Genomic DNA, 21,346 nt, shown 5'->3' on the forward strand with positions numbered 1-21,346 from the left:
GCGGGCGGGGCCGGCGCCCCGGCTTCCCCGGCCTTCCCCGGGCGTCTCCCGGCATCCTCCGCCGCTACGGCAGCTCGATGCCCAGGTCCCAGCCCTGGTGCGCGTCGGTGCACAGGCAGTCGCGGGCGGTGTTCTCGGGGAGGGCGGCGACCGTGTCGAAGAGGACTTCGCGCAGCCGGCCGATGTTCTGGCCGAAGACCTTGAGGACTTCCTCGTGGGAGACGCCGTCGCCGGTCTCGGTGCCCGCGTCCAGGTCGGTGACCAGCGTCAACGAGGTGTAGCAGAGGCTCATTTCGCGGGCCAGGACCGCTTCGGGGTGGCCGGTCATGCCGACCACCGACCAGCCCTGGGCGGCGTGCCAGCGCGACTCGGCGCGGGTGGAGAAGCGGGGGCCCTCGATGACGACGAGGGTGCCGCCGTCGACGGGTTCCCAGTCGCGGCCGCGGGCGGCGGTGAGGGCGGCCCGGCGGCCGGTGGGGCAGTACGGGTCGGCGAAGGTGAGGTGCACGACGTTGGGGACGCTGCCGTCGGGGAGCGGTTCGCCGTCGAAGTACGTCTGGACGCGGCCCTTGGTGCGGTCGACGAGCTGGTCGGGGACCAGGAGGGTCCCGGGCCCGTACTCGGGGCGCAGGCCGCCGACGGCGCACGGGCCGAGGACCTGCCGTACGCCGAGGGAGCGCAGCGCCCACATGTTGGCGCGGTAGTTGATGCGGTGCGGCGGGAGGTGGTGCCCGCGGCCGTGCCGGGGCAGGAAGGCGACGGAGCGGCCGGCGATCTCGCCCAGGAACAGGGAGTCGCTCGGCGGCCCGTAGGGGGTGTCCACCGTGATCTCGGTCACGTCGTCGAGGAATGAGTAGAACCCCGACCCGCCGATTACGCCAATCTCCGCGTCAGCCATGCCGGTCACACTATCGGGCGTCGTCGGACGCGGTGCCGGGCCGGGGGTGCACCGCGGGAACGCCGGGACGCCCGGCCCCGCGCCCCGAACGCGGCGGACCCCGCGGCCCCCTCTGGAGGGGGTGGCGGGGTCCGGAGGAGCAGAGGTCAGGCGGCGGAGCTGGTGCTCGCCGAGCCCGAGGTGCCGGCAGTCGCCGCGGCCGACGGCTTGCTGTCCGAGGAACCGCTCGACGAGGAGCTGCTCGACGAGGAGTCGGACGAGGACGCCGAGCCGGTCGACGAGGAGGAACTCTTGGCGGGGCTGCTGCTGGACGACGAGCCGCGGCTGTCGTTGCGGTAGAAGCCCGAGCCCTTGAAGACGATGCCGACCGCGGAGAACACCTTCTTGAGGCGTCCGTTGCAGCTGGGGCACTCGGTGAGCGCGTCGTCGGTGAACTTCTGGACGGCCTCAAGGCCCTCGCCGCACGCGGTGCACTGGTACTGGTAGGTCGGCACTTGACTTCCTCCTGGCACTCTCACTCGTTGAGTGCTAACGACGCTCCATATTGCAGTATTCCCGCGCATCAGTCCACCGTGACCGGCATACGGTGACCGACCCCACGTCCGACTCCACGTCCGGCTCCCGTCCGGAGCGGCGGCCGGTTCCGGGCCCGGTACCGCACCTGGTCCGGCCTCCGGGCCGGACGCCCGTCGCGTCCGGCCCGGAGGTCCGTCAGGCGTTCGCCAGTTCGCGGTCGCGGTCGTCGAGGGCCGGCCCGGAGGCGCCGTCGGCGCTGTCCGCCGACCCGGCGACCACCTTCGAGGCCCGCGGCAGCAGGTGCGCCCGCAGCGCCAGCAGCACGATCAGGGCCAGCGCGGTGCCGGCCAGCGGCACCAGGAATCCGGTGCTCGGGCCGAAGCGGTCCGCGAGCTGGCCGGCGGAGGTGGCCGCGGCGGCCTGGCCCAGTGCGACCGCGCCGGTCAGCCAGGTGAAGGCTTCGGTACGGGCGGCGGCCGGGACCAGCGACTCGACGAGGGTGTAGCCGGTGATCAGCGCGGGGGCGATGCACAGGCCGACGACCAGGCCGACGGCGCCCAGCAGCGGTACGGAGGCCACCGCCCACAGCGGGGTGGTGGCCAGCGCCAGCAGCCCGTAGGCGACCAGCAGCCGGCGACGCGGGCCGATCTTCCAGGCGATGGCGCCGCAGGCAATGCCGGCGAGCATGTTGCCGCCGGCGAAGATCCCGTAGAGGACGCCGTTGATGCCGGGCTGTCCGATGTGCTCGGTGAGCGCGGTCAGCGAGACCTGCATCCCGCCGAAGACGGAGCCGATGCCGAGGAACGCCACGATCAGGACGCGTACGCCGGGGACGGACAGTGCGGAGACGCGCGGGGCGTCGTCGGAGTGCTCCCGGTGGACGGGCGGCTGGGTGCGCCGCTGGGAGGCGAACAGCAGGCCGCCGGCCAGTGACAGCGCGGCCTCGGCGATCAGGCCGGCGGCCGGGTGGATGCCGGTGCACAGCGCGGTGGCCAGCACCGGGCCGACGACGAAGGTGAACTCGTCGGTGACCGACTCGAAGGCGGCGGCCGTCGGCATCAGCGGGCTGCCGCCCAGCTTCGCCGCCCAGCGGGCCCGCACCATCGGGCCGACCTGCGGCGTCGAGGCGCCCGTGGGGACGGCCACCGCGAGCAGCGCCCACAGGGGGGCGTGCGCGAGGGCCAGGGCGATCAGGGCCGAGACGCCGGCGACGTGGACGAGGACGCCGGGGATCAGGACGGCGCGCTGGCCGAAGCGGTCGGCGAGCTTGCCGCTCTGCGGGGCGAACAGCGCCATCGAGACGCCGGTGGCGGCGGAGACCGCGCCGGCGGTGCCGTAGGAGCCGGTGGTGGACTGGACGAGCAGCACGATGCCGATGGTCAGCATCGCGAACGGCTGCCGGGCCAGGAAGCCGGGCAGCAGGAACGTCCACGCGCCGGGCGTGCCCAACAGTTGTCCGTAACCGGGACGGGGGTCCTTGACCGCGGATGCCACGGCCGGGCCTTTCTGCCGCCTGGTAGCGCTGCCCCGAGAGGTCGTCACGGGTACGCGCCGAGAGCTGTCCTCTCGCGCAGGACCGAGTGATACCGCGTGGTCCGCACCGGAGGGGTGGCTGCGTGTGGCAGGGGACCGCGGCCGCCGAGCGGTCGCGCCAGCTCTGCGTCAGGCAGAGTTGGTTCGTAATCCGTCAAAAAATTTCTGTCTTCATACTACAGGTCGAAAGCCGTGAAGCCCTGGGATTAACCAGGGCTTCATCGGGATTTCCTTGGGTTCCGTGGAGAGATACAGCACATTCGCGGCCGGGCCGGGCAAGCCGGGCTGCGCACGGGGCCGGGACCGGCCGACCCCTGCGCCCCGGCTCAGCCGCGCCGGGGCTGCCGGCCGGCCTCCTCCGGGGGCGCGCCGGAACCCAGCCAGCCGGCCAGCTTGCCGCCCTGCGAGACGGCCTGGAGTCGCCGCTCGGCCGCGTCGCGCACCGGGTCGGTGGCGACCACCAGCAGTTCGTCGCCGCGCCGCAGCACGGTGGTGGGGGAGGGGACGAAGCTGGCGCCGTCCCGTACGACGAGGGTGACCGCGGCGCCCGCCGGCATCCGCAGTTCGCCGACCTCGACGCCGTGCATGCGGGAGGTGGTCCCTATCGACGTCGACAGCAGATGGCCGCGCAGCCGCTCCAGGGGTGCCGACTCGATGCCCAGGTCGGCGGCCTCCTCACCCTCGCCGAGCCGCAGCCGGCGGGCCAGCCACGGGAGGGTCGGCCCCTGGATGAGGGTGTAGACGACGACCAGGACGAAGACGATGTTGAAGACCGTCTCGCTGCCGGGGACGTCGCTCACCATCGGGATGGTGGCCAGCACGATCGGCACCGCGCCGCGCAGCCCGGCCCAGGACAGCAGAGTCTTCTCCCGCCACGGCACCCCGAACGGCAGCAGTGAGGTGAAGACGGACAGCGGCCGGGCCACGAGCGTCAGGATCATGCCGATGAGCAGTGCCGGCACGATGTCGTCGAGCAGGTTGTGCGGGGTGACGAGCAGACCCAGCAGCACGAACATCCCGATCTGGCCGATCCAGCCGACCCCCTCGGCGAACCCGCGAGTGGCCGGGGCGTGCGGCAGCTTGGCGTTGCCGAGGACGACCGCGGCCAGGTAGACGGCGAGGAAGCCGGAGCCGTGCGCCAGCGCGCCGGCCGCGTACGCGGAGACGGCGATGGCCATCACGGCGATCGGGTAGAGGCCGGAGGCGGGCAGTGCCACATGCCGCATGCCGTAGGCGCCGAGCCAGCCGATGGCCAGTCCGATGGCGGCGCCGATGGCCAGCTCCAGCGCTATCTCGCCGAGGAGGACGTACCAGTGCTCGATCGGGCCGGCGGTGGAGAAGGCGACGACGAGGATGACCACCGGGGCGTCGTTGAAGCCGGACTCGGCCTCCAGGACACCGGTCAGCCGGGACGGCAGCGGCACGCTGCGCAGGACCGAGAAGACGGCCGCGGCGTCCGTGGAGGAGACCACCGCGCCGATCAGCAGGGCCTGGCGCCATTCGAGTCCGGCGAGGTAGTGCGCGCCGGCCGCGGTGACCCCCACGCTCACCGCGACGCCGAACGTCGAGAGCACCGCGGCCTGGGGCAGTGCCGGTTTTATCTCTTTCCACTTGGTGCCCAGGCCGCCCTCGGCGAGGATCACCACCAGGGCCGCGTAGCCCAGGAGTTGGGTCAGTTCGGCGTTGTCGAAGACGATGCCGCCGATGCCGTCCTGTCCGATGGCGATGCCTATCCCCAGGTAGATGAGCAGGCTGGGGAGCCCGCTGCGCGAGGAGAGCCGTACTGCGGCGACGGCGATGAGCAGTACGAGCGAGCAGACCAGCAGGAGTTCGTTGAGGTGTTCGACAGTCAGGAGCTGATCCTTCCTCGCGCGGATCGGGGCGGACGGGTGGGTGGTCCTTACCGTATCTAGTTACTGACCCTAACAATTTACCAGTGCTTGAAAGTTTGATGTGCTGGCGGTGACTCCGCGTAGGGGTCGCACAGGCCGTGCGCCTATGGTTGCTCCAGCACTCCCACCCTGCCCCTCGAAGGACAGAGATGCCCGCCAACAAGTCCGGACCGGCCCCCAAAAAGAAAAAGGGGCGGCGTGGCCGCCTCGTCGCGCTCATGGTCGTGCTGCTGCTCGTGGCGGGCATCGGCTTCGGCGCGTACTGGAGCGTCAGCACCGTGCGCGCGTCCCTCCCGGAGACCACCGGGGCGCTCAAACTCCCGGGCCTGACCGATCCGGTGGACGTCGTGCGCGACGCCAACGGCATTCCGCAGATCTACGCCGACACCGACCAGGACCTCTTCCGTGCCCAGGGATACGTCCAGGCCCAGGACCGGTTCTGGGAGATGGACGTCCGCCGGCACATGACCGCCGGCCGGCTTTCGGAAATGTTCGGCAAGAGTCAGGTCAAGACCGACGAGTTCCTGCGGACCCTCGGCTGGCACGAAGTGGCACAGAAGGAATACGACACCAAGCTGTCGGCCGACACCAAGAAGAACCTCCAGGCGTACTCCGCGGGCGTCAACGCCTACCTCAAGGACCATCAGGGCTCGGCGCTGTCCCTGGAGTACGCGGCGCTCGGCTTCGAGAACGACTACAAGCCCGAGAAGTGGACCCCGGTCGACTCGGTGGCCTGGCTCAAGGCGATGGCCTGGGACCTGCGCGGCAACATGCAGGAGGAGATCGACCGCGCCCTGATGACCAGCCGGTTCACCCCGGCCCAGATCGACCAGCTCTACCCGGCCTACCCGTACCAGCGGAACCGGCCGATCGTCGACGGCGGCGCGGTCGACCCGGCCACCAAGGAGTTCGACCCCAAGGCCACCGCCGGCAGCACCTCCGCCGGCAGCCCGGGCGCGGCCAGCGCGCGGGTCCACTCGCAGCTCTCCACGCTGTCCACCACCCTCGACAAGATCCCGGCGCTGCTCGGCCCCAACGGCAACGGCATCGGCTCCAACTCCTGGGTCGTCTCAGGGGAGCACACCACCACCGGCAAGCCGCTGCTCGCCAACGACCCGCACCTGGCGCCGCAGATGCCCTCGCTCTGGTACCAGATGGGCCTGCACTGCCGCACCACCGGCCCCAAGTGCAACTACGACGTCGCCGGCTTCACCTTCTCCGGCATGCCCGGCGTCGTCATCGGCCACAACCAGAACATCTCCTGGGGCATGACCAACCTCGGCGCGGACGTCACCGACCTGTGCCTGGAGAAGATCAACGCCGACGGTTACCTCTACGACGGCAAGCAGCAGCCCTTCATCACGCGCAAGGAGACCATCAAGGTCGCCGGCGGGGAGAGCCGCCAGATCACCGTCCGCGCCACCAACAACGGCCCGATCGTCTCCGACCGCGACGACGAGCTGGCCGGCGTCGGCAAGGACGCCCCGGTGGCCAACGGCGCCCCGGACCGCGGCGACGGCTACGCCGTATCGCTGCGCTGGACCGCCCTGGACCCCGGCAAGACCATGGACGCCTTCTTCGAGATCAACCGGTCCAAGGACTGGACGGACTTCCGCAAGGCCGCCGCCGACTTCGAGGTCCCCTCCCAGAACCTGATCTACGCCGACACCAAGGGCAACATCGGCTACCAGGCGCCCGGCAGGATCCCGGTCCGCGGCAAGGGCGACGGCAGCTACCCGGCGCCCGGCTGGGACCCCGCCTACCAGTGGACCGGCTACATCCCGCAGAGCGCGCTGCCGTACGAGTACAACCCCAAGCGCGGCTTCATCGTCACCGCCAACCAGGCCGTCACCGACGAGAAGTACCCCTACCTGATCACCAGGGACTGGGGCTACGGCACCCGCAGCCAGCGGATCAACGACCTCATCGAGTCCAAGATCAAGGACGGCGGCAAGGTCTCCACCGACGACATGCAGACCTTCCAGAAGGACAACAGCAGCGAGATCGCCCGGCTGCTGACCCCCTACCTGACGAGGATCGACATCAAGGACAAGTACGTCCGCGACGCCCAGCAGCTGCTCAACGGCTGGGACTTCACCCAGGAGCCCGACTCCGCCGCCGCCGCGTACTTCAACGCCGTCTGGCGCAACACCCTCAAGCTCGCCTTCGGCAACAAGATGCCCAAGGAGCTGCGCGTCCAGGGCCAGTGCCTCTACGTCCGCCCGGCCAGCGACACCGGACCCGCCGACGACCAGAACAAGCTGGTCCGCGAATGCGGCGAGCGGGCCGGCGACACCGCCCAGCCCGACGGTGGCGACCGCTGGTACGAGGTCGTCCGCAACATCCTCGACGACCCCAACAACGCCTGGTGGAAGACCGAGGACCGGCCCGGCCACCCCGGCCTCAAGAACCGCGACCAGCTCCTCGCGCAGGCCATGAAGGACGCCCGCTACGAGCTGACCTCCAAGCTCGGCAAGAACATCGACAACTGGACCTGGGGCCGGCTGCACCAGATGGACCTCACCAACCAGACCCTCGGCAAGGACGGGCCGGGCTTCCTCCAGGGCCTGTTCAACCGCGGCCCGTGGAACCTCGGCGGCGGTGAGGCCGCGGTCGACGCCACCGGCTGGAACGCCTCCGGCGGCTACAAGGTCACCTGGGTCCCGTCCATGCGGATGATCGTCAACCTCGCCGACCTCGACAAGTCCCGCTGGATCAACCTCACCGGAGCCTCCGGGCACGCCTACAGCGCCCACTACTACGACCAGACCGACAAGTGGGCCAAGGGCGAACTCCTCCCCTGGGCGTTCGGCGAAGAGGCCGTCAAGAAGGCGGGCAAGGAGACGCTGACGCTGTCGCCGTAACACCGCGCCGCCCCCCCGCCACGGGGCGCGCCACCGCCACCGGGCGGGCCGGATCCCTCCGGCCCGCCCGACCGCGTTACGGGCCCAACCGTCCTGCAGGACGCGGGAGTTCGGCGATTTCCGGCCTTTTCGGGGCGCCTTTCGACGCGTTCTCGCCGGTTTCTCGCCGGTTTCTCTCCGTGCGCTCTCCGTGCGCTCTCCGCGTTCTCGCCAGGTTCCGCGGAGTTCCCCCGCCCCGCCGCTCAGTGCCGGAAGCGGTGCACCCCCGAGGGCGTCACCGCCGCGTGCACCCGGCGGTCGTGCGGCTCCGCCGGGACCTCGTCCAGCACCTCGCCGTCGTGCAGCAGCACCACCAGCGACGTCCGCGCACCGGCCCGCTCCAGCCGCGCCAGCACCCGGTCGTACGAGCCGCCGCCGCGCCCCAGCCGCAGGCCCGTACGGTCCACCGCCAGCCCCGGCAGCAGCACCACGTCCGCCCGCGTCACGGCCTCCGGCGTCAGCCGCGGGCCGTCCGGCTCGTGCAGCCCCCAGCCCGCCGGGACCAGGTGCTCGGCACCCTCGTACACCGCCCAGTCCAGATCGTTGTCCGGCAGCAGGACCGGCAGCAGCACCCGCACCCCGGCCGCCCGCAGCGCGTCGAGCAGCGCCCGGGTGTCCGGCTCACCGCCGATCGACACATACGCCGCGACGGTCGGCCCGGCGCCCTCGGCGGGACCCGCCCGCAGCTCGTCCAGCTCCAGCACCCGGCGGGCCAGCGCGGCGCCCCGCTCCGCGACGACGGCGGCCGGCAACGATCTCCTCACCTCCTGGAGATCCCGCCGCAACCTGCGCTTTCTCTCGTGGTCAACGCTCACGTGTGGCCTCGCTCGGTCTCTCATGATCTCTTAACCGGACCCTCATCATCGTGCCGTTCGGCCCGGTTAGGGTGGCGCGCATGACCACCCCATCGCACGCACGGATCAGCAAGGCTGTCATTCCGGCCGCAGGGCTCGGCACCCGTTTCCTGCCGGCGACGAAGGCCACACCCAAGGAGATGCTCCCGGTCGTCGACAAGCCCGCCATCCAGTACGTCGTGGAGGAGGCAGCCGCAGCCGGACTCTCCGACGTCCTCATGGTGACCGGACGCAACAAGCGCCCCCTGGAGGACCACTTCGACCGCAACTACGAGCTCGAAGAGGCGCTGCACCGCAAGGGCGACGGATCCCGCCTCGCCAAGGTCCAGGAATCCAGCGACCTGGCGACCATCCACTACGTACGCCAGGGCAACCCCAGGGGCCTGGGCCACGCCGTGCTGTGCGCCGCCCCGCACGTCGGCGACCAGCCGTTCGCGGTCCTCCTGGGCGACGACCTCATCGACCCCCGCGACCCCCTGCTGCGCCGGATGATAGAGGTGCAGGAGCAGCACGGCGGCTCGGTGATCGCCCTCATGGAGGTCGACCCCTCCGCCATCCACCTCTACGGCTGCGCGGCCGCCGCCCCCACCGGCGACGACGACGTGGTCACCGTCTCCGACCTGGTCGAGAAGCCCGAGCCGGGCGAGGCGCCCAGCAACCTCGCCATCATCGGCCGCTACGTCCTCGACCCCGCCGTCTTCGAGGTGCTCCGCAAGACCGACCCCGGCCGCGGCGGTGAGATCCAGCTCACCGACGCCCTCCAGGCACTGGCCGCCGACCCGGGGCTGGGCGGCCCGGTGCACGGCGTGGTCTTCAAGGGCCGCCGCTATGACACCGGCGACCGCGGCGACTACCTGCGTGCCATTGTCAGACTGGCATGCGAACGTGAGGACCTGGGCCCCGACTTCCGGGCCTGGCTGCGCAGTTACGTCACCGAGGAGATGTAGGACGTTGAACGGCACCACCGGCCAGACCAGCCACCCGGACCGCGTCTGGTCGGTGGCCGAGCACCTCGACGACGTCCTGGCGGCGATCCGCCCGCTGGAGCCGGTCGAGCGGCAGCTGCTCGACGCCCAGGGCTGCGTCCTCGCCGAGGACATCGCCGTCCCGCTGCCGCTGCCGCCGTTCGACAACAGCTCCATGGACGGCTACGCGGTCCGCGTCGCCGACGTCGCGGACGCCACCGAGGGCGCCCCGGCGGTCCTCACCGTCATCGGCGACGTCGCCGCCGGCAGCGGAGAGCTTCCCGCCGTCGGCCCCGGCCAGGCCGCCCGCATCATGACCGGCGCCCCGGTGCCGCCCGGCGCCGACGCCGTCGTCCCCGTCGAGTGGACCGACGGCGGCACGGGCCAGGGGCCGGCCGCCGCGATGCGCGCGCGCAGCGCCGCGCCCCAGGACGCGTCCGGCGAGGTCCGGGTGCACCGCCCGGCCGCCGCCGGCGCCCATGTCCGCCGGCGCGGCAGCGACGTCACGGCGGGCGAGCGGGCGCTGCCCGCGGGCACGGTCCTGGGCCCCTCGCAGATCGGCCTGCTCGCCGCCATCGGCCGCGGCACCGTACGGGTCCGCCCCCGCCCCCGGGTGGTCGTGATGTCGACCGGCAGCGAACTGGTCCAGCCCGGCGAGGAGTTGGGCCCCGGCCAGATCCACGACTCCAACAGCTTCCAGCTCACCGCCGCCGCCCGCGAGGCCGGCGCCGTCGCCTACCGCGTCGGCGCCGTCGCCGACGACGCCGGCACCCTCCGCGCCACCCTGGAGGACCAGCTCGCCCGGGCCGACGTCCTGGTCACCAGCGGCGGCGTCAGCGTCGGCGCCTACGACGTCGTCAAGGAGACCCTGACCGACCTGGCCGCGGACACCGCGCCCGAGGGGTCCTCCCCGGTCACCGGCCGGGTGGAGTTCCGCAAGCTCGCCATGCAGCCCGGCAAGCCCCAGGGCTTCGGGCTCATCGGCCCCGACCGCGTCCCGCTGCTGGCCCTGCCCGGCAACCCGGTCAGCTCCTACGTCTCCTTCGAACTCTTCGTCCGCCCCGTCATCCGCACGCTCATGGGCCACCCCGACGTCCACCGCCCCACCGCCCGCGCCCGCTGCACCGAGGCCATCGGCTCCTCCCCCAAGGGCAGGCGGCAGTTCCTGCGCGGCACCTACGACCCGGAGGCCGGCACGGTCACCCCCGTCGGCGGCAGTGGCTCCCACCTGATCAAGGCCATGGCCCACTCCGACGCGCTGATCGTCGTCCCTGAGGACCTCGCCGAGGTGCCCGCGGACGCCACCGTGGAGGTCATCCTGCTCGGCCGCGGGTGACCGCCGGCCGCACTGCGCCGGGCGAGAAGTCGCATACCGGCAACGGGAAGTCGTATACCGGAAAGAGGAAGCCCGCGGCGGGTGCCCGGTAGCCCCCAGGGGTACGGTGTCGTCCCACAGGCGGCAGTTTGGACCGGGAGAACGATGAGCAGCGGCCAGCAACACCTCACCCATATCGACGCGTCGGGCGCGGCCCGGATGGTCGACGTCACGGCGAAGGACGTCACCGCCCGCACCGCCCGCGCCCGCGGCCGGGTCCTGGTATCGCCGCAGGTCGTCGCGTTGCTGCGGGGTGAGGGGATGCCGAAGGGCGACGCCCTGGCCACCGCCCGGATCGCCGGCATCATGGGTGCCAAGCGCACCCCCGAGCTGATCCCGCTCTGCCACCCGCTCGCCGTCTCCGGGGTCACGGTGGACCTCGCCGTCGCCGACGACGCCGTCGAGATCACCGCCACGGTACGGACCACCGACCGCACCGGCGTCGAGATGGAGGCCCTGACGGCGGTGTCCGTCGCCGCGCTCACCGTCGTCGACATGGTCAAGGCCGTCGACAAGGCCGCGGTGATCTCCGACATCCGCGTCGAGGAGAAGACCGGCGGCAAGTCCGGCGACTGGAGCCGGTCGTGAGACCCGCCCGCGCCCTCGTCGTCACCGCCTCCAACCGCGCCGCCGCCGGCGTGTACGAGGACAAGGGCGGCCCGCTGCTCGCCGAGGGCCTGACCGCCATGGGCTTCACCGTCGACGGCCCCCGGGTCGTCCCCGACGGCGACCCGGTGGAAGCCGCGCTGCGCGACGCCGCCGCCCAGTCCTACGACGTCGTCCTGACCACCGGCGGCACCGGCGTCTCGCCCACCGACCGCACCCCCGAGGCCACCCGCCGGGTCCTGGACTACGAGGTCCCCGGCATCCCCGAGGCGATCCGCGCCGCCGGCCGTGCCACGGTCCCCACCGCGGCCCTCTCCCGCGGCCTGGCCGGCGTCGCCGGCCGGACCCTGATCGTCAACCTGCCGGGCTCGACGGGCGGCGTACGCGACGGGCTCGCCGTCCTGGCCGACCTCCTCCCGCACGCCGTCGACCAGCTCCGCGGCGGCGACCACCCCAGACCCTCCGGGAGCCCCAGCTGAACGCGCCCTGGCCGGTGGTCCTGACCGACGGAGACATCTCCCTCCGCCCGATAAAGCTGCGCGACCAGCGCCCCTGGCGGGAGGTCAACCGCCGCAACCGCGACTGGCTGCGCCCCTGGGAAGCCACCGTCCCGCCGTCCCCGCCCGGCTTCCCGGTGCCGCACCGCCCGACGTTCCGTCAGATGGTCCGGCATCTGCGCGCCGAGGCGCACGCCGGCCGGATGCTTCCGTTCGTCGTGGAATACCGCGGCCGCCTCGTCGGGCAACTCACCGTCGCCGGCATCACCTGGGGCTCGATGTGCTCGGGCCATATCGGCTACTGGGTCGACCAGGAGGTCGCCGGCCGCGGCGTCATGCCGACCGCCGTGGCGCTCGCCGTCGACCACTGCTTCCACACCGTGGGACTGCACCGCATCGAGGTCTGCATTCGGCCGGAAAACACCCCCAGCCGGCGCGTGGTGGAGAAACTCGGCTTCCGCGAAGAAGGCATCCGCCCGCGCTACCTCCACATCGACGGCGCCTGGCGTGACCACGCGGTTTTCGCGCTCACCGCGGAGGAAGTGCCCGAGGGCCTCCTCAACCGCTGGCGGCGGCAGAAACCCCGTACGCCCGGGACGCCCGGCGCATCCCACAAATGAAAAATCCGTTCGAATTAACCCCTCAACGGCAGCGGATTCCTCACGCGGTCATCGCAACAATCACAAAAAAAGTTCGAGATATCAGCCAGATCGTGCGACACACCGGCCCAATTGGCGGATGGCCCCACGCAAACCCCTCTACCGTGTGAGTTGTGAGAAGCAGCGGCCTCATCTACGCAGTCATCGTCGGGGCCTGGGCCGCCTACCTGGTGCCGATGTGGCTCCGTAGGCAGGACGAGCTCAACGAGGCCCGTCCGACCGAGCGCTTCAGCACTGCCATCCGGCTCCTGTCCGGGCGCGCGGCCATGCAGCGCCGCTACGACAGGGAGCAGGACGCGTGCCCCGCCGGCGATGCGGGCGACGAGCAGGACCCGGACGCCGTCGACGACCCGGACAGCCCGGTCGGCGTTCGGCCCTTCGGCGACCCCGCGGCGGCCCCGGAGCCCTCCATCGACGCCGCCCCCGCCCGCCCCAAGGCGGCCCCGCCGCGCCCCACCTCCGCCGACCGCACCAAGCGCGCCAAGGTCCTCGCCCGCCGCCGGCGCACCATCACCATCCTCTTCTTCGCCTTCACCGCCGGCGCCATCGCCGCCGCCGTGGGCGGCCTGCCCTTCCTCTGGGCCCCCGCCCTGCCCGCGATCCTCCTGACCGCGTACATCGTGTATCTGCGCGCCCAGGAGCGGCGGCGCTTCACCTTCACCATGGACCAGCGCAAGGCGGAGGCGGCAGCTCAGCGACTGCGGGAAGGCAGGCCCCACCCTTCGCAGGCGGCCGACCAGCCGCCCGCCGCCGACCAGCAGCCCGCCCCCCGCGCTGACGCCCCCGCCGCCCCCGCCCCGGAGTCCCCGCGCTCCGCGACGCCCGCGCAGACCGCCGGCCGCCGCGCCCTCGTCGAGGAGACCGACCACGCCGAGTGGGTCGACCAGCAGCGCGAGCGCGAGCGCCCGCGTTCCACCTCCGGCAGCTGGGAGCCCGTCCCGGTGCCCCTGCCCACCTACGTCACCGCCCCGGTCGCCCCCCGGGCCACCAGCCACGTCGACCTGGACGCCGACGACGCCTGGAGCTCCGCCCGCTCCAGCGCCGCCCCCGACCACCCCCAGCCCGACAGCTCCCAGGACCGCCCCACCCACCCCGGTCGCCGCGCCCGCGGTCGCACCCCGCTCTTCGACCAGTACGAGGACGAGGACCGCCCTCGCGCGGCGAACGAGTGACGGCGCTCCGCTGACCAGCACCGGAAGCGATTTCCGAGCACCGCGACGGAGATGCTAGAGTTTCACTCGTCGCAAGGGCCTGTGGCGCAGCTGGTAGCGCACCTCGTTCGCAACGAGGGGGTCAGGGGTTCGAGTCCCCTCAGGTCCACCGCAGTAGTAACAAGCGCGGTAAAGCCCCTACCGGGATGATCCGGTGGGGGCTTTTTCGCGCCGTACGGCAGCGCAGTGCAGCAACTCCTCCGGATCCGCCGTGTTCCCGAGATGTGTTCCCGAAATACTCGCCGAGCTTCCGCAACGCCTTCCGTGTCCACCGGCGATGCGCTGGAGCCGCGGTTCCCCCGTGACCTCTCCGGCGTCGAGATCAACTCTTCCGGCATGGCGTTGCTGAGCACCGAGCGCAGCACGGTCCGGGCATTCCGCCTTCGTCGTTGCCGCGCTCGCCGCTCAGGCCGACCACTCCATCTCGGCCTCGGGGGACCGGTGTTCGACGTACTCGCCGACCCGGCGGGGGAGGTTGCGGCGGTTGCGGCCGTCCTTGGTGGAAGGGATGTCGCCGGTGAGCACGAGCCGTAGTCGCTCCGTCGCCCGCGCCCACCGCCCCGAACAGCGAAAACTGGGCACGCTAGGGTGCCCGGCAAGACCCAGGGCACGACCCGGGGCAAGAAGAAGCAGGCGGTAGTTGATCAAGTCTGCTGTTCGCGGTTTCTCCGCGGGCAGGAGTTCTTCGGTGAACTGGCGCAGTCAGCAAGGAACAGGCCGGAGCGGTTGTGGAGTTGACCAGAATACGTCGCACCGTGCTCGTCGTCCTCGGTGCGGTGCTCACCGTGGGGGGCTGCACGTCCGGTGCGGCCGACAAGGACGGCGGTACGGACGGTGCCCCGGCGACGCCCGCGGCGGGCGCGGCGGGTGCGGCGGCGATCCCGATGATGGACGACATCACCGCGGTGTTCGAGAACGGTGCCACCGTTCCGCAGTACGCCTACATCACCGATCTGCACGACGGCTGTGGTTACACGGCGGGGTGGATCGGGTTCTGCAGCCAGAGCGGCGACATGCTCGGGTTGGTCAAGTCGTACAACGCCGCCGCACCCCACAACGTGCTCGCGAAGTACACCACCGTCCTTCAGCGACTGGCCGACTCGGGAAGCGAGGACACCGGCGCGCTGGGCGGGGCGTTCGTGGACGACTGGAAGAAGGCCGCCCTGGACCCGGTCTTCCGGAGGCTGCAGATCCAGGTGGGACACGACACGTACCTCACCCCGGCCATGAAGCTGAGCGCGCAGGAGGGGGTGAAGAGCGAACTGGGCCTGGAAAACCTCTTCGACACCGCCCTGATGATGGGCCAGGGTTCCGACGACTGCGACGGCATGGTGAAGATCACCCATGAGACCGACAAGACGCTCGGGGGCAACCCGGCCTCCGGGGTGAACGAGGCGACGTGGCTGGCCCGGTTCAACACCGTCCGCCAGAAGCACATGAAGCACCCCTGCACGCCCGACCGCAAGAGGGACTGGCCGCAGGCGGTCGACCGGTCGCAGGCCCTGCAGAAGCTCGCGGACCGCGGCCAGTGGGATCTGAAGGCTCCGCTGACCGTGAGCGCCGACTTCAAGATGTCCATCAGCAGTCCGCGGGACTGACACACTTCGTGCCAGCCGCCCGGACCCGGCCGTCAGCTTTGCTGACTCTTTTCGCGAGCTTCACGTCTCCTGTACCGCCCGCTTATATTCAGCCACTAGTGTCCGGATCTTGTGCAGACCATTCCGGAGCGCCAGGCGCCCGCCGGGGACGAAGTGATGCCTGATGCGTCCACGTCTCCCGATGTTCCTCGTCAAGGGCCTACTACTGTGGCTGGTTCTCCGGCCGAGCCCACCGGTGACACTCTGCGTCTGACAGACAGACCGATACCGCGCACTCCCAAGCCCATATTCGTCGACGCGTCGGGAGGCCGCCGCAGACGGCTGCGCATCCTGGTGGCCGCGTTGGTGACCCCGGCAGTGGCCTACGTCGCCCTGCTCGTCAGCACCCTCCTGGGCGGCCCGACCCTGCCGGCGCTGCTGCCGCACCCGCTGCGGCCGAAGCCGGGCGCGGGCGCCGTCGTCGCGCACGAGACGCCCCGGGCCCGGCCGTCACCGACGGCCACAGCCACCGCCCAGCGGCACCAGAGCCCAGGCCGCGCGACGGTGGCGAAGGCCATCGGCGGCGCGTCCGGCAAGGCGAAGTCGCCCTCGACGGCGAAACCGTCCCCGACGGCGAAACCGTCCCCGAAGCCGTCCGAGAGCCACAAGCCGTCCCCGAGCCACAAGCCGTCCCCGCACCCGAAGCACACCCCGACCCCGACCGCGACGCCCTCCGCCCTGCCCACCCACGGCGCGCTCTGACTCAGCTGACGATCCGCCAGGAACCTCTGGGCCCCTGGGCCGCGCCCGCAGTCCCCCACCGCCTCCGCGCAGCGCCGCGCAGCCCTTCCTCGGCACTTCCCTGGCAAGCCGATCAGTTCCAGAACGCGTCGCTCATCCAGAAATCACCGATGTGAGCACTTCTCCCCAGCGTGGCCGTACCGCCCGCGAAACGCCGGTGCGCACCCACTGGGTGCTGCTGGTGACCATGGTGCTGACCCTCACCCTCACGCTGCTCATCGAGGGCTACACACAGCACATGTTCGGCTTCGAGGACGATGGCGGGAACCCTCCGCAGGGTCCTGTCGACCAGGTGCCGCCCTCGGTCCAGAACGGCGGCCCGGTGATCTCGGCCGGCGGATCCAAGCCGGTCTCGCTCACCCCGCCCGCGCACACCGTGGTGCTCACCTTCGACGACGGCCCGGACCCGACCTGGACCCCCAAGATCCTGGCGACGCTGGAACGGCACCACGTGCCCGCGACCTTCTTCCTCGTGGGCACCGGCGTGGCCACACAACCCGACGTGGTCGCGCGGATGGCGAAGGACCACGACGAACTCGGCCTGCACACCTTCACCCACCCCTATCTGCCCAGCCTGCCCAGCTGGCAGCGCACGATGGAGATGCGCGAGGACCAGCTCGCGGTGGCCGGCGCCGCGGGTGTCACCAGCAACCTCTTCCGCCCGCCGTACTCGTCCAGCGCCGACGCGGTGGGCAACGCCGACTGGGCCACGATGCGACAGCTCGGCAAGCTGGGCTACCTGACCGTGCTCGTCACCCAGGACAGCGAGGACTGGCAGAAGCCGGGCGTGCAGAAGATCGTCCACAACGCCACCCCTCCCAAGTCCACCGGCCAGGTGGTCCTCTTCCACGACGCCGGCGGTGACCGCGCGCAGACCGTGGCCGCGCTGGACACCCTGATCCCGCGCCTCCAGGCGCGCGGCTACCGCTTCCAGACGGTCAGCCAGGCATTCCACCTCGCCGACGCCAACCGCCCGTCCTCCACCGGCGAGCACCTGCTCGGCGTCGGGCTGCTGTGGCTGCTCAAGGGGGCGCTCTGGGGCCTCAACGGACTCGACGTGCTGCTGCTCGTCGCCGGACTGCTGGGCATCCTGCGCGCGGTGATCTCCATGATCGCCGCGGCCAAGCACCGGCGGGACGCCAGGAAGGCGTGGGGACCGCCGGTCACCGAACCGGTGTCGGTGATCGTGCCGGCCTACAACGAGTCGGCCGGTATCGAGGCGACCGTCCGGTCCCTGGTCGCATCCGACCACCCGCTTGAGATCATCGTCGTGGACGACGGCTCCTCCGACGGCACCGCCGACATCGTCGAGGCACTCGGCCTGCCGGGCGTACGGGTCATCCGCCAGCGGAACGCGGGCAAGCCCGCCGCGCTCAACACGGGGATCGCCGCCGCTTCGTACGAGATCGTGGTGATGATGGACGGCGACACGGTCTTCGAGCCGGACGCGGTCCGCCATCTGGTGCAGCCGTTCTCCGACCCGCGGATCGGAGCGGTCTCCGGCAACGCCAAGGTCGTCAACCGGCGTGGCCTGCTGGGCCGTTGGCAGCACATCGAGTACGTCGTCGGCTTCAACCTGGACCGGCGGCTCTTCGACCTGGCCCGGTGCATGCCCACGGTGCCGGGCGCGATAGGTGCCTGGCGCCGGGCGGCGCTGGTGCGCGTCGGCGGTGTCTCCGAGGCGACACTCGCCGAGGACACCGACCTCACCATGGCGATCTGGCGTAACGGCTGGCGCGTGGTCTACGAGGAGAAGGCCATCGCCTGGACCGAGGCTCCCGCTTCCCTCGGCGCCCTGTGGCGGCAGCGTTACCGCTGGTGCTACGGGACCCTGCAGGCGATGTGGAAGCACCGCGGCGCCGCCCGCCAGAGCGGCACAGCCGGCACGTTCGGCCGTCGCGGACTGCTCTTCCTGCTGCTTTTCCAGGTGCTGCTGCCGTTGTTCGCGCCCTTGGTCGACGTGCTGAGCGTGTACGGGCTGATCTTCCTCGACCCCGTCCACGTACTGCTGCTGTGGAGCTCGTTCCTGCTCATCCAGGTCGTCACCGGGGCCTATGCGTTCCGCCTCGACGGCGAACGGCTCGGACCGCTGTGGAGCCTGCCGTTCCAGCAGCTCGTCTACCGCCAGTTGATGTACCTCGTGGTGGTCCAGTCGGTCGCCACGGCCCTGTCCGGCAGCCGCCTGCGCTGGCAGCGCATGGAGCGCTACGGCTCCCACCAGGAACCACCGCTGTCACCGGCATCGGGGACGCGGAGCTGACGGCAGGGCCCCGGGTTCTCCCGGGGCCCTGCCGTTGCGCGCGATGAGGGTTTCCGGTGCGCGGTGGGTGGGGCCTCGCCCTGGGAGCCGGCGGCGGTGAGCGGGATCTGCACGCTGTGCGGCCTCGCGGCGGGGTGGGGACGGAGGGTGGTCAGGCTTTGGGGGGAGGTGGTGCGGGCGGGGTGGATGTGGTCGGGTCGGAGCGGGCCGGGGGCGTGGCGGGCCCGGTCGGCGTCGGAAGGGGCGGCTTTGGCGAGAGGCGGAGCGCGGTCAGGGGGCGGCGACCTCGCCCGGGCGCTGGAGCCGGGTGGTGTCCTCGGTGGGTCGGCGGTACCGGGTGCGCGGCTGGTCGAGGCGTCGGTTTCGGGGGTGCCTCGCGGCGGTAGCCGGGGGAGGGGCCTCCGGGATGGCGGCGGTCTCGTCGAGCGGGGAGCCGAGGTGCCGGTGGCAGCGGATCTGCCGGAGCCGGGCCGGGGCGGCGTCGCCGTGGTGGCGGTCGTCGGCGGGGCCGCGGTCGTCGGGGGAGAGCGGACCGGTCCTGTCGTAGTGGTCCAGGGTGCGGACGGTGATCCCGGCGAAGGCGGAGGTCTGGCCTGCCGAATACCCCGCGGGAACGCTGTTCGGTGGTGGCGGGTGCGCGGGCCGGCCGGTCAGGGGTGTGGCGTTTCGGCTGGTGGGAGGCGGTGACGCGGCACGGTTCCCGCTGCGGATCAGGGTGTGGCCTGACGTGGGGCGAGGGTCGGCGCCGGTGCGGAGGGCGGGCTCGGGCGGCGGGACGCCGGTTCGGGGAGACCCCCGTTACATTTGTCGGGAAACAGGCATTCGCACTTGTGTGCGTGTTCCTGTGTCCCTCTGTGTACACCGCGTGCGCGGGGGCGCCGAACCGCCCGTCGTCCGTCCGGCTGCCCGAGGAGCCCGCAGGAATCCGTGAGAAGCGACTCGTGAGACCCGCCAGATCAGCGACCGCGACCGTCCGCACCGCCGGTGCGGCCGTCGCGGCCGGCGCCGTGCTCCTGGTATCCGGGTGCGCGGGGCCGGACGCGCTGCTGCGGGACGAGGGGCCGGCCGCGGCGCGCTCGACCCGCTCCGGCCCGGTCTACGTGGCGGACGGCACCGGCCGGCCGCTCCAGCGCCCCGACTCGCTCCCGCTGGGCGACGCCGCCCGGCTGACCGGGCTGCACTGGACGTCGTGGGGCGGACCGACGGCCCTGGCCAGCGGCGGGCTCAGCGCGGACTGGTGCGCGCCCGAGTGCTTCCGCAGGCCGTACGACGTGAAGGTGACGCTGAGCGGGCTCCAGCGGCTGCCGGATGTCGCGTACTACTCCAGCGTCGGGGTCGTGGCGCCCCAGGTGCACGGAGAGCGGGCCGCCGAGCTGGGGCGGGTGAGCCTGCGCCTGCCGGAGATCTAGGGGCGGCGGAGCGCGGAGCCGGAACAGCGGAACGCCACGGCAGCGGCCGGGACGGGCCGGGAGGAAGGAGGCAGGAACGGATGGGGCTGCGGGCCAAGATCGGTATCGCGATCGCCGCCACCGCCGGGGTGGTCGCGGTCCTCGTCGGCCTGCTCGTCCACCACCACACCGTCAACTCCCAGCTGGACCTGGCCGGGCACGCCCTCGACAGCCGGCTGGAGACCACCGTCCAGGACCGTGCGGCCGGGATCGACACCGGGCGCGGGCTGATCAATCCCAAGGACCTGCCCCGGCCGCTGCGGCAGCTGGTCGAGCGCGGCCGGCGCGGCGTCTACCTCGAACTGGGCGGCCGTACGCCGTATTTGTGGGCGGCCGGCAGGCTGGGCCCGGACATCGTCGCGCTCAAGCGCCCCTACCTGCGCGAACAGGAGACGGTACGGGCGCTGGACCGGATGCTGTGGGTCGCCGGGGCGGCCGGAACCGGCCTCGGCTGCGTCGTCGGCCTGCTGGTCGCCCACCGGCTGGGCCGGCGGTTGACCGCGTCCGCGGCCACCGCCCAGCGGATCGCCGAGGGCGATCTGGGCGCGCGGCTGCCGCGGGACGGCAAGGACGAGATCACGCAGCTCACCTCGGCGGTGAACACCATGGCCGAGGCGCTGGCCGCCCGGCTCCAGGCCGAGCGCGAGGTCACCGCGAACATCGCCCACGAGCTGCGGACCCCGGTCGCCGGGCTGGTCACCGCGGCCGGGCTGCTGCCGCCGTCCCGGCCGACCGAGATGGTCCGGGAGCGGGCCGAGCACGTACGGGGGCTGATGGAGGACGTGCTGGAGGTGGCCCGGCTCGACGCGCGGACGGAGGAGGCGGACCGGGAGACACGGCCGCTGGGGGAGCTGGCGCGGCGGGCGGTGGCGGCGTGCGCCGGGGCGCTGGGGGAGGCGACCGGTTCCGGAGGCGCGCAGGACGGGGCGGTACGGGTGCGGGTCCTGGCGGACGGGCTGGTGGAGACCGATCCGCGGCGGGTGGAGCGGATCCTGGTCAATCTGGTCAGCAACGCCCGGCGGCACGGCGCCGCACCGGTGACCGTCGAGGTCGACGGCGGGGTGGTCCGGGTGCGGGACGCCGGTCCCGGTTTCCCGGAGGTGCTGCTGACGCACGGCCCGCAGCGGTTCCGTACCGGCGGCGGCCGGAGCGGGCCGGGGCTGGGCCTGGGGCTGACGATCGCGGCCGGGCAGGCGCGGGTGCTGGGCGCCGGGCTGGGCTTCGCCAACCCGGCCGGCGGCGGGGCACAGGCCACGGTCGATCTCCGGAGCGCGCTGCGGACGGAGCGGGCGGCCGAGGAGCCGGTGGCCGAGGAGCCGGCGGCGGACTAGGCCCCGACCCATCGGACAGA

18 protein-coding genes and 1 tRNA gene are annotated in these 21,346 nt (G+C 72.1%); 13 read left to right on the plus strand and 6 right to left on the minus strand.

The features are described 5' to 3' along the window. Positions 1 to 64: 64 nt before the first annotated feature. From GR130_RS03450 to GR130_RS03465, 4 genes are all read right to left on the minus strand, one after another. Positions 65 to 898 carry an S-methyl-5'-thioadenosine phosphorylase gene (locus GR130_RS03450; protein WP_159503328.1) on the minus strand — a complete coding sequence of 278 codons (834 nt, stop codon included), beginning with the start codon at positions 896 to 898 and terminating at the stop codon, positions 65 to 67. 146 nt (positions 899 to 1,044) lie between these two features. Next, entirely contained in the window at positions 1,045 to 1,392 is a 348-nt protein-coding gene (locus tag GR130_RS03455) for an FmdB family zinc ribbon protein (RefSeq protein WP_159503329.1), read from the minus strand. Positions 1,393 to 1,609: 217 nt separating this feature from the next. After that, positions 1,610 to 2,908, minus strand: coding sequence for an MFS transporter (locus GR130_RS03460; protein WP_159503330.1), 1,299 nt, complete (start codon positions 2,906 to 2,908; stop codon positions 1,610 to 1,612). A 365-nt stretch (positions 2,909 to 3,273) separates the two neighbouring features. After that, positions 3,274 to 4,824 carry a potassium/proton antiporter gene (locus GR130_RS03465; protein ID WP_159509716.1) on the minus strand — a complete coding sequence of 517 codons (1,551 nt, stop codon included), beginning with the start codon at positions 4,822 to 4,824 and terminating at the stop codon, positions 3,274 to 3,276. A 164-nt stretch (positions 4,825 to 4,988) separates the two neighbouring features. On the opposite strand from GR130_RS03465, the gene GR130_RS03470 reads away from it, so the two are divergent. Continuing rightward, positions 4,989 to 7,703 (plus strand): penicillin acylase family protein, encoded by a 2,715-nt coding sequence (locus tag GR130_RS03470; protein WP_159503331.1) that lies wholly within the window; start codon positions 4,989 to 4,991, stop codon positions 7,701 to 7,703. A gap of 242 nt (positions 7,704 to 7,945) precedes the next feature. Here GR130_RS03470 and GR130_RS03475 read toward each other — a convergent pair whose 3' ends face one another. Next, a complete protein-coding gene (locus GR130_RS03475) occupies positions 7,946 to 8,494 on the minus strand; it encodes a 5-formyltetrahydrofolate cyclo-ligase (RefSeq protein ID WP_236573901.1) in 549 nt (182 codons plus the stop codon). 143 nt (positions 8,495 to 8,637) lie between these two features. On the opposite strand from GR130_RS03475, the gene galU reads away from it, so the two are divergent. The 10 genes from galU (at position 8,638) to GR130_RS03525 (ending at position 18,547) form a co-directional block, all read left to right on the plus strand. Beyond that, positions 8,638 to 9,543, plus strand: a complete 906-nt coding sequence (galU, locus tag GR130_RS03480) for a UTP--glucose-1-phosphate uridylyltransferase GalU (protein WP_159503333.1) — start codon at positions 8,638 to 8,640, stop codon at positions 9,541 to 9,543. Positions 9,544 to 9,547: 4 nt separating this feature from the next. Continuing rightward, positions 9,548 to 10,897 (plus strand): molybdotransferase-like divisome protein Glp, encoded by a 1,350-nt coding sequence (glp, locus tag GR130_RS03485; protein ID WP_159503334.1) that lies wholly within the window; start codon positions 9,548 to 9,550, stop codon positions 10,895 to 10,897. 144 nt (positions 10,898 to 11,041) lie between these two features. Further along, positions 11,042 to 11,524, plus strand: coding sequence for a cyclic pyranopterin monophosphate synthase MoaC (gene moaC / locus GR130_RS03490; RefSeq protein WP_159503335.1), 483 nt, complete (start codon positions 11,042 to 11,044; stop codon positions 11,522 to 11,524). After that, positions 11,521 to 12,021, plus strand: a complete 501-nt coding sequence (locus tag GR130_RS03495; protein WP_159503336.1) for a MogA/MoaB family molybdenum cofactor biosynthesis protein — start codon at positions 11,521 to 11,523, stop codon at positions 12,019 to 12,021. The genes moaC and GR130_RS03495 overlap by 4 nt, the downstream gene beginning before the upstream one ends. 14 nt (positions 12,022 to 12,035) lie before the next feature. Continuing rightward, positions 12,036 to 12,659: a GNAT family N-acetyltransferase gene (locus GR130_RS03500; RefSeq protein ID WP_159503337.1), complete on the plus strand. Its 624-nt coding sequence runs from the start codon at positions 12,036 to 12,038 to the stop codon at positions 12,657 to 12,659. Between the two features lie 152 nt (positions 12,660 to 12,811). Next, on the plus strand, positions 12,812 to 13,870 hold the full coding sequence (gene sepX / locus GR130_RS03505; protein ID WP_159503338.1) for a divisome protein SepX/GlpR: 1,059 nt from the start codon (positions 12,812 to 12,814) through the stop codon (positions 13,868 to 13,870). Positions 13,871 to 13,945: 75 nt separating this feature from the next. After that, a tRNA-Ala gene (locus tag GR130_RS03510) sits at positions 13,946 to 14,018 on the plus strand. A 625-nt stretch (positions 14,019 to 14,643) separates the two neighbouring features. After that, positions 14,644 to 15,507 (plus strand): chitosanase, encoded by an 864-nt coding sequence (locus tag GR130_RS03515; RefSeq protein ID WP_159503339.1) that lies wholly within the window; start codon positions 14,644 to 14,646, stop codon positions 15,505 to 15,507. Positions 15,508 to 15,852: 345 nt separating this feature from the next. Then, positions 15,853 to 16,248: a hypothetical protein gene (locus GR130_RS03520; protein WP_159503340.1), complete on the plus strand. Its 396-nt coding sequence runs from the start codon at positions 15,853 to 15,855 to the stop codon at positions 16,246 to 16,248. A gap of 151 nt (positions 16,249 to 16,399) precedes the next feature. Further along, entirely contained in the window at positions 16,400 to 18,547 is a 2,148-nt protein-coding gene (locus GR130_RS03525) for a bifunctional polysaccharide deacetylase/glycosyltransferase family 2 protein (RefSeq protein WP_236572767.1), read from the plus strand. A gap of 270 nt (positions 18,548 to 18,817) precedes the next feature. On the opposite strand, the gene GR130_RS03530 is transcribed toward GR130_RS03525, so the two are convergent. Beyond that, positions 18,818 to 19,261 carry a MerR family transcriptional regulator gene (locus tag GR130_RS03530; protein ID WP_328707588.1) on the minus strand — a complete coding sequence of 148 codons (444 nt, stop codon included), beginning with the start codon at positions 19,259 to 19,261 and terminating at the stop codon, positions 18,818 to 18,820. Between the two features lie 227 nt (positions 19,262 to 19,488). Between GR130_RS03530 and GR130_RS03535 the strand changes: the two genes are divergently transcribed. Further along, complete coding sequence (locus tag GR130_RS03535; protein ID WP_159503341.1) at positions 19,489 to 19,956, plus strand: hypothetical protein; 468 nt, start codon at positions 19,489 to 19,491, stop codon at positions 19,954 to 19,956. Between the two features lie 80 nt (positions 19,957 to 20,036). Continuing rightward, positions 20,037 to 21,326 (plus strand): sensor histidine kinase, encoded by a 1,290-nt coding sequence (locus GR130_RS03540; protein ID WP_159503342.1) that lies wholly within the window; start codon positions 20,037 to 20,039, stop codon positions 21,324 to 21,326. Positions 21,327 to 21,346 lie beyond the last annotated feature (20 nt).

The organism is Streptomyces sp. GS7, assembly GCF_009834125.1.
In the GTDB taxonomy this organism is placed as follows: domain Bacteria; phylum Actinomycetota; class Actinomycetes; order Streptomycetales; family Streptomycetaceae; genus Streptomyces.

Coding starts and splice junctions, on each gene's coding strand:
- GR130_RS03450 (WP_159503328.1), bottom strand. CDS start 898: ATGGCTGACGCGGAGATTGGCGTAATCGGCGGGTCGGGGTTCTACTCA.
- GR130_RS03470 (WP_159503331.1), top strand. CDS start 4,989: ATGCCCGCCAACAAGTCCGGACCGGCCCCCAAAAAGAAAAAGGGGCGG.
- galU (WP_159503333.1), top strand. CDS start 8,638: ATGACCACCCCATCGCACGCACGGATCAGCAAGGCTGTCATTCCGGCC.
- moaC (WP_159503335.1), top strand. CDS start 11,042: ATGAGCAGCGGCCAGCAACACCTCACCCATATCGACGCGTCGGGCGCG.
- GR130_RS03540 (WP_159503342.1), top strand. CDS start 20,037: ATGGGGCTGCGGGCCAAGATCGGTATCGCGATCGCCGCCACCGCCGGG.